At 42.1% G+C, this 13,814-nt stretch carries 11 protein-coding genes; 3 read left to right on the top strand and 8 right to left on the bottom strand.

The genetic code is table 11. The features are described from left to right. Window positions 1-176 precede the first annotated feature (176 nt). Entirely contained in the window at window positions 177-1,838 is a 1,662-nt protein-coding gene (locus MSVAZ_RS13210; protein WP_048121677.1) for a sodium:solute symporter family protein, read from the top strand. Window positions 1,839-1,904: 66 nt separating this feature from the next. Here MSVAZ_RS13210 and larA (MSVAZ_RS13215) read toward each other — a convergent pair whose 3' ends face one another. From larA (MSVAZ_RS13215) to larA (MSVAZ_RS13225), 3 genes are all read right to left on the bottom strand, one after another. Beyond that, the gene (gene larA, locus MSVAZ_RS13215) at window positions 1,905-3,164 is read right to left on the bottom strand and encodes a nickel-dependent lactate racemase (protein ID WP_048121679.1); all 1,260 of its coding nucleotides are present in this window, start codon (window positions 3,162-3,164) and stop codon (window positions 1,905-1,907) included. Window positions 3,165-3,483: 319 nt separating this feature from the next. Beyond that, window positions 3,484-4,746 carry a nickel-dependent lactate racemase gene (gene larA, locus MSVAZ_RS13220; protein WP_048121681.1) on the bottom strand — a complete coding sequence of 421 codons (1,263 nt, stop codon included), beginning with the start codon at window positions 4,744-4,746 and terminating at the stop codon, window positions 3,484-3,486. 318 nt (window positions 4,747-5,064) lie between these two features. After that, window positions 5,065-6,327: a nickel-dependent lactate racemase gene (larA, locus tag MSVAZ_RS13225; RefSeq protein WP_048121683.1), complete on the bottom strand. Its 1,263-nt coding sequence runs from the start codon at window positions 6,325-6,327 to the stop codon at window positions 5,065-5,067. A gap of 1,095 nt (window positions 6,328-7,422) precedes the next feature. Between larA (MSVAZ_RS13225) and cooS the strand changes: the two genes are divergently transcribed. Further along, window positions 7,423-9,327, top strand: a complete 1,905-nt coding sequence (cooS, locus tag MSVAZ_RS13230) for an anaerobic carbon-monoxide dehydrogenase catalytic subunit (protein WP_048124042.1) — start codon at window positions 7,423-7,425, stop codon at window positions 9,325-9,327. A gap of 266 nt (window positions 9,328-9,593) precedes the next feature. Here the strand turns inward: cooS and MSVAZ_RS13235 are convergent, their stop codons facing one another. Next, window positions 9,594-10,286 (bottom strand): metal-dependent hydrolase, encoded by a 693-nt coding sequence (locus MSVAZ_RS13235; RefSeq protein ID WP_048121685.1) that lies wholly within the window; start codon window positions 10,284-10,286, stop codon window positions 9,594-9,596. Between the two features lie 309 nt (window positions 10,287-10,595). Here MSVAZ_RS13235 and MSVAZ_RS13240 point away from each other — a divergent pair, with 309 nt between their 5' ends. After that, window positions 10,596-11,780 carry a DUF2117 family protein gene (locus MSVAZ_RS13240; RefSeq protein ID WP_048124045.1) on the top strand — a complete coding sequence of 395 codons (1,185 nt, stop codon included), beginning with the start codon at window positions 10,596-10,598 and terminating at the stop codon, window positions 11,778-11,780. Here MSVAZ_RS13240 and MSVAZ_RS20485 read toward each other — a convergent pair. From MSVAZ_RS20485 to MSVAZ_RS13255, 4 genes are all read right to left on the bottom strand, one after another. Beyond that, window positions 11,737-11,910 (bottom strand): hypothetical protein, encoded by a 174-nt coding sequence (locus MSVAZ_RS20485; protein ID WP_156151095.1) that lies wholly within the window; start codon window positions 11,908-11,910, stop codon window positions 11,737-11,739. The two genes, MSVAZ_RS13240 and MSVAZ_RS20485, sit on opposite strands and share 44 nt — an antisense overlap. A gap of 173 nt (window positions 11,911-12,083) precedes the next feature. Then, entirely contained in the window at window positions 12,084-12,725 is a 642-nt protein-coding gene (locus MSVAZ_RS13245; protein ID WP_048121688.1) for a type II toxin-antitoxin system VapC family toxin, read from the bottom strand. Continuing rightward, window positions 12,718-13,089 (bottom strand): STAS-like domain-containing protein, encoded by a 372-nt coding sequence (locus MSVAZ_RS13250; protein ID WP_048124048.1) that lies wholly within the window; start codon window positions 13,087-13,089, stop codon window positions 12,718-12,720. Before MSVAZ_RS13250 ends, MSVAZ_RS13245 begins: the two co-directional genes overlap by 8 nt. Window positions 13,090-13,190: 101 nt before the next feature. Then, the gene (locus MSVAZ_RS13255) at window positions 13,191-13,646 is read right to left on the bottom strand and encodes a DNA polymerase ligase N-terminal domain-containing protein (RefSeq protein ID WP_048121691.1); all 456 of its coding nucleotides are present in this window, start codon (window positions 13,644-13,646) and stop codon (window positions 13,191-13,193) included. Window positions 13,647-13,814: the final 168 nt, after the last annotated feature.

Genomic DNA, 13,814 nt, shown 5'->3' on the forward strand with positions numbered 1-13,814 from the left:
TTATGAATAACTATAATTAAAAAAGTGACCACGTATGAGATGGTGTATACGTATTAACGTATCATAATTAAATTGTCGTGACACTGGTGAGTTACTCTAAAGAGCTCACATCAATCAAACCTTTTTGGTAATGCCTGAGAAAAAACAGTAGTCGAAACTATTCTGGAGTAATTTTTATGGCAGTCAGTACTTCAACTCTAATCCTCCTTGTTGTTATCTACTTTACGTGCACCTTCTACGTTGCCCGGCTGGGGTATAAAAAAAATTCCCAGACTGATGGGTATATGCTTGCAGGCCGACGCGTACCCCCGGCAATTATGGCCCTCTCCTATGGAGCTGCGTTTATCAGCACTTCTGCAATTATAGGGTTCGGAGGAGTAGCCGCTTCCTTAGGAATGGGACTTCTGTGGCTTGTCTTCATGAATATCTTTTTCGGAATTTTCATTGCCTTCGTGGTTTTTGGCCCAGGGACCCGTCGCATGGGACTAAACCTTGGAGCCATCACTTTCCCTGAATTTATAGGAAAACGCTTCCAGTCAAGGTTTATCCAAGCCTTTTCCGGGCTTCTTATAGCTGTTTTTATGCCGATCTACGCAGCAAGCGTGATTATAGGGGCAGGCCGATTTCTTGAGACCACTCTTGGGATAAACTATAACTTCGCTCTTCTGGTCTTTACTGTTATCATTGCTTTTTATGTGATTAAAGGTGGCCTTCTCTCAGTAATGTATGTGGACGCAATGCAAGCCACTATTATGTTGATAGGAATGACCTTTTTGCTGATATTTACTTACAGCAAACTGGGAGGAGTCGTAGAAGCTCATCAGGCCCTTACCAATATGGCAAACCTTGTGCCTCAGGCGCTTGCTGACCAGGGACACAGGGGCTGGACTGCAATGCCAGCTTTCAATTCCCCAATCTGGTGGACAATGGTTTCCACAATTGTTATGGGAGTAGGGATAGGAGCACTTGCACAGCCACAACTTGCAGTCAGGTTCATGACTGTAAAGGACGACCGTTCCCTTAAAAGAGCAGTTGCCGTTGGGGGTCCCTTCCTTCTTATGATGGCAGGAGTCGCATATGTTGTAGGAGCTCTTTCTAACGTATACTTCTACAAGACTACAGGAAAGGTTGCCCTTCAGGTCGTCCCGGGTGGAAACACTGACCTTATAATTCCCGCATATCTGAACCACGCAATGCCCGCGCTGTTTGTGGCAATATTCATGCTAAGCCTGCTTTCGGCAGCAATGTCTACTGCAGCTGCCCAGTTCCACACCATGGGTACGGCCATAGGGTACGACTTTTATCAGAACGGCCTTATGAAAGGCAAGTCCAGTTCGAGCACAGTCCATGTGACAAAAATAGGAATTGTCTTTACCATCATAGCAGCAGTTATTCTGGCTTACATTCTTCCTGTAAGTATTATCGCAAGAGCTACTGCCATGTTCATGGGACTGTGCACATCCGCTTTCCTGCCCCTCTACATTGGAGCCCTGTTCTGGAAACGTACAACAAAAGCCGGAGCAACTGCAAGTCTTGTTATAGGGTCGATAAGCAGTCTTTTCTGGCTGGTGTTTGTCCATGCAAAAGAAGCAGTGCCTCTGGGGATCTGCCAGGCAATTTTTGGAAAAGAAACATTACTTACAGGCACCTGGCCCCTTGTAGACCCGATTATGATCGCAACTCCACTGTCCTTCCTTGTCCTGATTGTAGTAAGCCTTATGACACCCCGGTTCTCTCCAGAGTTCCTCAAGAAGGCTTTCAGGCTCAGGTATGAAGATGAAGAAGAAGAAACATCGGAAGCAACATCACACAGTGCAGCAGATTCGGCAGGCGTTTAAGCCTGCACCCACACTTTTCGGTTTTAATTCGGCTTCCTTAATATTCCCTTTATTTTTATGAAATTATCAGTTTTCTTTTCTAACAGGCAGGGTCTGCCCTCCATGAGGCATAAGGTGAATTTTTGCGTCAGGATTTTCCAAGAGCACTGCAGACAAGGCATCCTCTGCACTTGCCATCGGAGTAAAGAATGCGTTTCTTGTTTGCTCGTTCGAAAGTTTTGAGACCAGGTAAAGCTTAAATCTCTTTGAAATCCTTGCAATGATTGCTGTTTTATGCCCCCCGAACTCAAAACATTTTTTGAAACGTTCGATTGCTTCATCCGGGTTTTGACACTCCCTGTTCCAGCATTCATAGACCTGGTTTCCTATCCCCTCAGCGCATTCGGCTACAAGGATGATGGAACCTCCTGCTTTCACAGCCTGAGTTGCATTATCAAGCGCCTTATTTGCCTGGAAGAGATTGATATCTTTAGGAAAGCCTCCGCAAGAAACAATTACCGCATCTGCTGGTTCTACAGGCACCTTATACATAGAATCCACAACTTCCACACCTTTTCTGTGTGCCTCGATAAAATCGCCTGCAACAGCAGTAACTATCTCTTTTTTGCTGTCAAGAACCACATTCAGGATAAAATCAAGGCCGAAAATTTTTGCAGCTTCTTCCATGTCCTGCCTGACAGGCCCATCAACCCTTCCGGAAACAGCTTTTTCATCAATCATCATTTTATGGTTTGTGAGAACTGTTTCTTTCGAGCTTACACCAGGCAGAACTGATTTTGCCCCTCCGCTGTATCCCGCATAGTAATGGAATTCGATGCTTCCGGTCCCTATAACAACATCAGCACCCATAATGCCTTCAAATATCTCAATTGGGGTTCCACGGGAAGTTATGCCAATGCGTCTGCATCTGCCGGTATCATGCTGAATGCAACGAATTTTTTTGTAGACTTCTTCTCCAACCAGCTTTCTTGATTCCTCTTCGGTCTGGTTTCGGTGAAGCCCGAGTGCAAAGACAATAGTAATATTTTCGTCCTTTGCTCCTCCAAGGTAAAGCTCTTCAAGTAGAGGAGGAAGAAGCTTCGCAGTTGGAGTTGGACGTGTAACATCGCTTACAATAATTGCAATTCTCGAATCCGGGTTTACAATCTCAGAAAGCCTTTTTCTTTTAATGGGATTTTCAAGAGCTTTTTTAATTAAAGAAGTTGGATCTTCCTTTTTTTCAGGCTCTGAAGGCAGAATAATACTGGATATGTTTCTTTCCGGGATATCCAGCTCAAGTGCCATGCTTCCAAAAGCTAATGATGTTGTTTTTGTGTTTTCAATCATATTTGGCACTTCACTTGACCTTTTTTCGATATTTGTTTTTATAATTGTCTTCTTTTACAGCTATCATTTCATATCTGTCTTTACAGCTATCATTTCATATCTGTCTTTACAGCTATCATTTCATATCTGTCTTTACAGCTATCATTTCATATCTGTCTTTACAGCTATCATTTCATATCTGTCTTTACAGCTATCATTTCATATCTGTCTTTTATAGCCATCTTCTCATAGCTGTCTTTTATAGCCATCTTCTCATAGCTGTCTTTTATAGCCATCTTCTCATAGCTGTTTTTTATAGCTGTTTTTTATAGCTGTCTTCTTACTTCATTACAGGCAGAGTCCATCCGCCATTGGGCATAATATGGATTTTAGCATCAGAATTTTCGGAAAGAATATTTTCAAGCGCTTCTTCTACGCTTTTTACAGGAATAAAGAAAGTATTTCTGCTTTCCGTGTCCGGAAGTTTAGAGACAAGATAAAGTTTGAAGGTTTTTGCAGCCCTCCCAACAGTGGCAGCTTTGTGTCCCCCAAACTCAAAACATTTTCTGAATTTCTTTATTGCCTCATCTGGAGTTTTGTATTCTGTACTCCAGCGCTCATATACCTTATCCCCGATCCCTTCAGTACATTCAGCCACAAGCACTATTGAGCCTCCTTTTTTTACGGCAAAAACTGCATTTTCAAGGGACTTTGTCGCCTGGAAAAGGTTAATGTCTTTTGGAAAGCCTCCGCACGAGACAATTGCTGCATCTGCAGGCTCTACAGGCACCTTGTACATGGAATCAACAACTTCTACGCCTTTCCTGTGAGCTTCGATGAAATCTCCAGCAACGGCAGCAACTATCTCTTTTTTGCTGTTAAGCACGACATTAAGGATAAAGTTAAGGCCCGCAATCCTTGCAGCTTCTTCTATATTTTGTCTTGCAGGACTGTCGGTTCTGCCTGAGAGAGGGTCACCTTCAAAGAGTTTGCTATAAAAACTATGATAAGAAAGAATAGATTTTTCCGAACTGACTCCCGGAAGAACAGATTTCCCTCCTCCACTGTATCCAGCATAATAGTGAAATTCCAGGGTTCCTGTGCTTATGATAACGTCGGAGTCTGCTACTTCTTCAAAGACCTCTACAGGCGTTCCGAAACTTGTCTCTCCGAGATGCCTGCACCTTTTCCTGTCGTGCTGGATGCAGCGAATTTTTTCGTAAACCTGCTCTCCAACCAGTTTTCGTGATTCCTCTTCAGTCTGGTTTCGATGGAGCCCGAGGGCAAAAACAATAGTAATATTTTCATCCTTTGCCCCTCCAAGATAAAGCTCTTCAAGCAGAGGAGGAAGAATCTTTGCAGTAGGAGTTGGCCGAGTAACATCACTAACTATGATTGCAACCTTCGAATCAGGGTTTACAATCTCAGAAAGCCGTCGGCTTTTTATGGGATTTTCAAGCGCTTTTTTAACAAGGGAAGATCCTTCTTCCTTTATTTCAAACTCCGAAGGCAAAATAACACTGGCAAGATTTCTTTCAGGAATTTCAAACTCAATTCCCGTACTTCCAAAAGCAAGTGATATTTTTTTTATGTTTGCAGTCATGTTTATGCCGATGTTTTATCTTGATATTATTTTTCTTTTTATTATTTTACAACAATAAGGTTAAACAAGTATAAAAAGAACTAGAAGACAGTTTCAAATGGCAAGGTAGTTTTAAATGAAAAAGTAGTTTTAAATGAAAAGGTAGTTTCAAATAAAAAGGTAGTTTTAAATGGAAACGCAGTTTCAAATGAAAAGGTAGTTTTAAATGAAAAGGTAGTTTCAAATGGAAAGGTAGTTTTAAATGAAAAGATGATTTCAAATGAAAAGGTAGTTTTAAAGGCGGTTTACACCTTCATCTTTTTATCCATAGCACCTTTTTTATCGCCTTACAGGCAAAGTCCACCCACCATTTGGCATAACATGGATTTTAGCATCAGGATTTTCGGAAAGAACCTTTTCAAGTGCTTCATCTATACTTTTTGTCGGAATAAAAAAAGCGTTTCTACTTTCCGTCTCTGGAAGTTTTGATACCAGATAAAGTTTGAATTCTTTTGCAGTCCTCCCGACAATAGCAGCTTTATGCCCGCCGAACTCAAACCGGTTCTTAAAACGTTTTACTGCATCTTCAGGAGCCCTGCATTCCCTGTTCCAGCACTCATAAACTTTGTTTCCTATTCCCTCAGAACATTCTGCTACAAGGATAATTGAACCACCCCTTTTTACGGCAGAGGTAGCGTTTTCAAGGGATTTTGTTGCCTGGTAAAGATTGATATCCTTTGGAAATCCGCCGCAGGAAACAACTACGGCATCCGCAGGCTCTACAGGTACTTTATACATGGCATCGACATACTCTGCACCTTTCCTGTGGGCTTCGATGAAATCGCCTGCCACGGCATCAACTATCTCTTTTTTGCTTTCAAGTACAACATTCAGGATAAAGTCAAGGCCTGCAATCCTTGCAGCTTCCTCTATATTCTTTCTTGCCGGGCTATCAGCTCTACCTGAAAGAGGATCTCCTTCAAAGAGTTTGCTATAAAAACTATGGAATGAGAGAATGGATTTTTCGGAACTTACCCCTGGAAGGATGGACTTTCCTCCTCCTCCGTATCCTGCATAATAGTGAAATTCCAGGGTTCCTGTACTTATGATAACGTCGGAGTCTACTACTTCTTCGAAAACCTCTACAGGCGTTCCGAAACTTGTCTCTCCGAGATGCCTGCACTTTTTCCTGTCGTGCTGGATACACCTTATTTTTTCAAAGATATCTTCTCCTACAAGCTGGCGGCACTCTTCTTCAGTTTGTAAACGATGAAGTCCGAGGGCAAAAACAATAGTGATATTCTCGTTTTTTGCTCCTCCAAGGTAAAGCTCTTCAAGTAGTGGAGGAAGAATTTTTGCAGTAGGAGTTGGCCGTGTAACATCGCTAACTATGATTGCAACCTTTGAGTCAGGGTTTACAATCTCAGAAAGCCGTTGACTGTTTATAGGATTTACAAGCGCTTTTTTAATAAGGGAAGTCCCTTCTTCCTTTATTTCTAATTCTGAAGGCAGGATGATTCTGGATAGGTTTTTCTCAGGTATATCAACCTCCAAAATCCCGCTTCCAAACGCAAGTGGAATCGTTTTTACATTCATAGTCATGGTCATTCCGATGTCATAGTATTAATTATATAAAATCGTATAGGTAAACAATAGAGAATCAAGTTTTAAAAAAATCCGAACTGTCAGTTAATATTACTGTTATATTATAATTAGGTCAATTTAGTGTAATTAGTTTTTCTATTATATTTTGTTTCCGCTTCTTTTTTCCAGAAGCTTCAACGAAATTTTCGGTAACATTTGCAGTGTTTCATTTCCTGCTATTAATTTACACGCGGTTTTAAAACTTGGCAGGTGGTGCTTTTACTCATCAATCCCATTCTAAAAACGATCAGATTTGCACATAATTAAGAATTTTAAAACCCGTTTCATAATCAGAAGATCAATTGACCATTAAAAATTAGAAATTCAAGGACATAGTTCTGAGTTTTACGTAGTTCTGAGTTTTACGTAGTTCTAAGTTTTACGTAGTTCTAAGTTTTACGTAGTTCTAAGTTTTACGTAGTTCTGAGTTTTGGGATGAACTCACAATATCTGCTTTGTAATGCACATTCCAACTTTTGATACTTTTGTATAGTTTCAAAATCACAAAAATATAAGAATTATTGTAATTTATTAGCAAGATAGCCAATATAAGATAAATATTGACCTATTTTTATAGTCATAGGAATGTTAGTTGTAATATGATGTCAATTGTAAGATATACTTTTTCACATTTCAAAGCATTGAGTCCTAAAAAGTAAATATTTCCTGCACTGAATAATCACTGAGTATAATTAAAATAACGCGGACTAAAGTAATACAAACTAAAGTAATATAAACTAAAGTAATCAAAAATAAAGTAATCAAAAATAAAGTAATCAAAAATAGGTAGTGGGTTTGAATCATTGAAAACCGAAAGCGCAAGAATCTCTCAATATATTCATTAAATACGTGAGATGTACTCGCTTTTTCGGAATTGATCAATAACTCAGGGACACGACCCAAAAATAAAGTAATACGAACTAAAGTACTACAAACCTGCATACCACCGATAATATATTTAAAAAACATTTAGATGTATAAGTGCCAGAAATAGCTTTTTTGGTGCTTAAGAAGAAGCCGGAGAAGGGAAATCATAATGGGGAAACGATTACAATGGACAAAGAAAGAATTTCTTATCACGAATCTGTTCTGAATATGTACGAGCGGATAAAAAAAGATGGGATGACAAATGTCTGGGACCGCTACGAAGCCCAGGGTATGGGAGGAAATCCGGACAAAAGATGTGCTTTCTGTATGGGAGGAGTACGCTGCGACCTGTGTTCCAACGGACCATGCCGTTCGGATGCTGCGAAAGACAAAAGAGGAGTATGCGGAATCACTGCCGATGGTATGGCGATGCGGATGATGCTTCTCAGAAATGTAATGGGAGCTTCTACTTACCACTATCATACGGACCAGACCATCAGGACTTTGAAGGAAACTGCCAGAGGCAACACTCCTTACACAATAAGGGAACCTGAAAAGTTAAGGACGTTTGCAAGCCGGCTGGGGCTCAAAACCGAAGGGTCTGACTCAGAAGTTGCTCTTCGCCTCTGTGAGTTTGTAGAAAAGGAGTTTAACAAACCTGCCTACGAACCGAGCCAGATTGTTGAGTTCCTCGCCCCTCCCGAAAGAAAAGAAAAGTGGAGAGCACTGGACATATTTCCAGGCGGAATCTACGGGGAGATGATGCTTTCCACAAGCTCCTGCCTGACAAATGTGGATGGGTATTATGCGAGCCTGGCACTAAAAGCCATGCGCCTGGGAATTGCAATGGGATACCAGAGCCAGATTGTAAACGAATATTGCCAGGATATCCTTTTTGGAATTCCCAGTCCCCATACTATGAGGGTAGACCTCGGTGTACTTGATCCCGAGTACGTGAATGTGCTCCCTAATGGACACGAACCATTTATCGGCTTTGCCATGGTCCAGCTTGCCCGAAAACCGGAATGGCAGGAGAAAGCAAAAACTGCAGGGGCAAAGGGCCTGAGGGTTATTGCCAGCATTGAAACAGGGCAGGAAATGATCCAGAGATGGGAGGAAGATAATGCTTTCTACGGATTTACCGGCAACTGGATTTCCCAGGAAGCGGTATTTGCAAGCGGAAGTGTGGATCTCTTTGCAGCAGATATGAATTGTTCTCTTCCTGTTGCTCCCCTTTATGCCGAGAAATACAATTTTAAACTCATGCCTGTGAGTGAGCTTGTGGCCTTTGAAGGCATAGAGGAACGCCTGAACTATAATCCCACCGAAGCCGAAAAGCAGGCAGCACAACTCCTGGATATGGCGATTGAAAATTTCAAAAAACGAAAAAGCTCGATAGAATCGGTTTCCAAGCTCCCTATGAAAGAAGCCGTGGTAGGCTTTTCAAATGAGAGCATCCTTGCAGCGCTTGGAGGCAGCTTTGATCCTCTCCTTGATGCTATAAAAAACGGAGCAATTAAAGGAATTGTGGGGATGGTGTCCTGTACTACCTTAAGGGACTACGGTCAGGATGTACACAGCGTTGCTGTAGTAAAAGAGCTGATCAAAAGAAATATCCTTGTTCTGTCCCTTGGTTGCGGGAATGGGGCCATGCAGGTGGCAGGCCTCTGTATCCCTGAAGCCAGAGAATTTGCAGGAGACAGTCTAAAAGCCGTATGCAAAGCCCTGGGCATCCCACCAGTACTCAGCTTTGGGACCTGTACTGACACGGGTAGGCTTGCCGACCTCCTCGGAGCCATCTCCGGAGCTCTAGGAGGAGTTCCAGTTCCGGATCTGCCGGTTGCGGCTGCAGCCCCTGAGTATATGGAACAAAAAGCCACAATAGATGCGATCTTTGCTCTGGCCCTCGGGCTCTATACTTATGTGAACCCGGTCCCGACAGTCACAGGCGCCCCGAATCTGGTCAAACTGCTTACCGAAGACTGCCGGGAAGTTACAGGCGGGGTCATGAATGTGGAAAAAGATGCAGTAAAAGCTGTTGATGGGATAGAACAACATATCATGGAAAAGAGAAAAAAGCTTGGAATCTAATCACATAATATAAGCTTGGAATCTAATCACGGAATATAATCTTGAGATCTAAGCATGGAATATAAGCTTGGAGTTTGAAAACCAGAGAATAACAGATTTCTAAGAAGAATAGATCTAATAAGAAGAATAGATCTAATAAGAAGAGAGCCGAAAAATCCGGATTTATCTGCCCTCTTTTACATTTTGTTTTTAAATAGGATAGACCAGAAACTGAGAAATCAAAGATCAAATCTAAGACCAAATCAAAGATCAAATCAAAGATTAAATTAAAGCTTTATTGATTCTCCGGGTTTCATGATAATGACTTTTGTGTCGACTTTTGCCTCAACTGCTCTTTTAAACTCTTCAGGGTCCTGTTTTATTACGTCAAATGTGCTATAGTGCATAGGAATTACAATTTTGGGCTGAATTAGTTCTACGGCTTTTGTAGCTTCTTTTATGCCCATTGTAAATTTGTCGCCTATGGGCAGGAGGGCCAGTTCAGGTTCATAGAGTTCACCTATGAGTTTCATGTCCCCGAAAACCCCAGTGTCTCCGGCGTGGTAGATGGAATGTCCGTTGATTCGTATAATGAAACCTGCCGGGGAGCCACCATCGAAACTAAAACCCGAAGCATCGATTGAAGAGGAATGGAGCGCTTCGGTCATGGTCAGCTTTATGCCTTCTACATTTACTGTACCTCCCTTGCCCATACCCTCTGCAAAAACTCCTTTTGATTTGATATAGTTTGCAACCTCATGAACGGTGATTATCCGGCATCCAGACCGTTTTCCGATTTCGATCGTATCTCCAAGGTGATCGCGGTGTCCGTGAGTCACAGCTATTATGTCGGGGTTCAGTTCTTCAGGGCTGCACGGAGCCAGTGGGTTCCCTGAAATAAAAGGATCGATCAACAATTTCTTATCAGCTTCGAACAAAAAAGCCGAATGCCCGAGCCAGGTAATCATTACGCCAGCCATCTTTTTGCCTCAAGAGTATTACTTTTATTAAAATAATTCAATGTTGTCAAGAAATTAAGTTGTCAGTAATTTAGCTATCAGTGAGTAATTTAGCTATCAGTAAGTAATTTAGAATTTAGCTATCAGTGAGTAATTTAGCTATCAGTATTTTCGCAATCAATAATTTAATTTTCGATAATTCTTGACTGACCATGAAATATTAACAATAGAGAATGAAAGATAAAGCAAAGATAAAGCAAAGATAAAGGAAAAATAAAGAATTGTACTGAGGATCATGTTAATATGCTTCTTCTGTCAAACGGAGGGAAAATGAAAATCGGTCTGGTAATTCATGGTCCCGAAGTGATTGATTCGGGAGAGGCTAAAAGAGTTTTTGAAAAATTTTCCTGTGTGGGCAAAGTCGAGGCGAAGCTTGGCGGAACAATGGGAAAAGTAGCTGTCCTGGATGCCGGACTTGAAAACATTATAGACATAAGTCAGCACCAGAAGCCAAGTGTCTGCATTGAATCGCTTTTTGAAACATCAGACCTTGTATGCCTCCTGAACCGAGGAAAAACCATTGAAACCGGGAAGGCATTTGGAGAAATGGTTGCTGCCCGGCTTAGAGAGCCGGAGATAAAACCTCTTATCCAGATCGAAAGCCCGGAAAGTACCGATGGAATTCTGATACCTCTTAATAAAAAAGCAGGAGAATACGGAGAATATCTTGAGAAGCTTTCTGAAATCCTGGGGCTTCCTGTGGAAAGTCCTTTGCCCCTTCAAAGTTCGAGAGTTCAAAATTCTGTTCTTGTAGAAAAGTGCCCGGCAACAGGCAAAATCCAGGTTATACGCAAGCTTTCAGGCGTTTTTCCAGGAGAAAAGATTCTGGTAAACGGAATCGTGATTGGAAAAGCCTTTTCTTCCAGAGTAAGCATAATTTCAGAAAACGGATTTATTGTCGCAATCGAAGGGGGAGAAATAAAAGAGCATGGGCTCGAAAAACTTCATAATTATGAAAAAAGATACCCTGTTGACCTTGCAAAAGCCTGGGTAAAAAGCGGCGGCCTGAGAAGAAGCAATTTCTCTCCCCTGCAAGCCCGGAAACCTAACGTGTGCGGCAGAGTATCGGTTTTTCCTTCCAGGCCAGCCGCAGGAAGAGTCGTACTTATAGACCATGCTGCAGAAGATACTTTTGAACTGGTTAACGATGCCGAACTTGTAGTTACCATAGGAGACGATACCACAACAATAGCAGGCGATATTCTCTCCAGGCTTGGAATTCCCATTCTCGGGATCACGGATGGAGATTGTGACAGGCTTGCTTGCCAAACGGCCATTTTTCCAGGTTCTATTGTGCTCAGGCTGGCAGCGGGAAACGATGACATTTTGGGTAAAAAACTGAAGCAGGAACTTCTAGGGGGAGAAAACTCTGCGGTTTTAGGAGATATATACGCTTTTAAAGAAGATGTGATTAAACTTGCCGAGCCCTTGATTGAAGCTGTTTTTGAATATTGAGAAGTCCGGCATCGCAGAAAGTTTTCTGAGCTTCTAAAAACAAATATACGGATAACTCCAGAGCGTTCTCAAAAGTCTCTATAGCTTCCTCAAGCCTGCCGGCGGCATCAAGAGTTTCACCCTTTACCATCAGTGACCAGTGAATAAGAGCCGGCGCTTTTACTTTTTCCGCAAGTTTTTTGGCTTTTTAGACTTTTTCAAAAGCTTGTGAGTAATTCTCATTCTCAATAAGGTTAGGGATAGACTCCAGAATTCGCATAGCAGAATCTATCGCCTGTCTGGACATAGAAACTAAAAGCTGACTTATTCTCTCCCCCCTCTCCCCACATCCACCAGTCTCTCATTTGCGGTCAGAATCTCGACTCCGAGTTCGCTGAAATCTTTGTCATGGGTTACGAAAACCATATTTTTTGCTCGGCAGATCTGGGCAAAGAGAAGGTCGTTGAAATCGTATTTTCCCTGCTCGAACATGTCCATGATTTCAGGAAGGTCTATAGCTTCCATTTCGGGGTCGCACGCAAGGGTACTTTTGAGAATTTTTCTTACATTGTAAGCTATATCCTGAGCGATTGCCCTGAAGGGCAGAGAATTTCGAAATTCCTTGAACCTCGTAAATTCGGTCTGCTGCTTGAACTCGATTCTGGCGAAGGTGTTTATGAATTCTGAAATTATCATGCAGTTTATATAGATCGTGCCGTCGGAATTCATTATTTCTTTCAAAGCCTTTGAATAGGCGTCCGACCGCTGGTCAGGCCAGCCGATTGGGCCATAGATATACAACCAGATGTTGGTGTCAAAGAAATATTTTTTGCCTTCTGGAAAATTATATTTCTCTATGGAATGTACCTTTACAGGAGCAGGTTTTGCGGGTCTTGGCCCTCCGGCGCGAAGCCTTGGGCGGCGCCTAACCGGAAAAACAGTTGCTTGGTGAACGCTCTTATGCATCTTCTCCTCCAAGTACATCTTTCAGCGCCTTTCTGCAGGTATACGCATGTTCAAAATAGGTTTTCGCCCGCTCGATTACTCTCTTAAGGATGATCTCATCTTCTTCGGAGATATCCATGAATAAGAGGTTGCTCTCAATCTGCTCTGCAGGAAAACAGCCATAAAGCTGCCCTATTGCCGAATTCAAAAAGGTAGGCGTAAGCTCATTCACGTATGCAAAAGAGAGTTCGATTTTCTTATTTTCACAGAGCGCAGCCTTAATAATCTCATAAACTTTCTGTCCGTCACAGGCGGCAACGCAGCAGTTTTCCCCGGCAGTTTCAAAAACATTGATCTTTACTCTTTCTTCCGTAAGTATCCCCATATGCTTATACTCACAATGATTTAAAAAGATCAGGGTCTGACCCATGTTTCACTCTTGAGACACAGGCTTCGTGTTCAGAAATATTAAGTTAAAGTCTGCTTTTAGCTGGCCTTTTTAAAGAAGAGCCAGCCCTTTTCGCCTTTTCCGTACTTTGTCCGTATTAAAACATAAATCCCTTTCAATTCTTCTCCTTCAAGTGCCACTACAATTTCCTTTTCCTCACGTTTCAAAAGCTCAAAAGTTCCCTTATCCCATATCTCAACCTTGCCGGCTCCGTACTCCCCTGCCGGGATTTCTCCCTCAAAATCGGCATATGCCAGCGGATGGTCTTCAGTCTCGATAGCAAGCCGTCTGATGCCTGCCTCCTTCGGGGGCTCCTTTGGCATAGCCCAGCTTTTCAAAACTCCATCCATTTCCAGGCGAAAATCATAGTGAAGCTTACGCGCATCATGGCGCTGAACCACAAAAATCGGTTTGTCGGAGATTTGTTTAAAATCACTGGTCAGCGGTTCAGGAGTCTTTTGAAAGTGTCTTTTCTTCTCATATTCTTCAAGCATGGAGGATCAATAGAAAATATGGTTTCAAACGGATTTCAAGCTTATTTCTGCTCCTGGCCAGAGCATAGTCCGAATAAATTTTCAAAAACTCAGTATCAGTTTGCAGGAGTACGGTTTCAAATATCGCTACATGGATTTTTCTTCTCTGGCAATGTCAAGCAATGTCAA

It is taken from the genome of Methanosarcina vacuolata Z-761 (genome assembly GCF_000969905.1).
GTDB classification, from domain to species: Archaea; Halobacteriota; Methanosarcinia; order Methanosarcinales; family Methanosarcinaceae; genus Methanosarcina; species Methanosarcina vacuolata.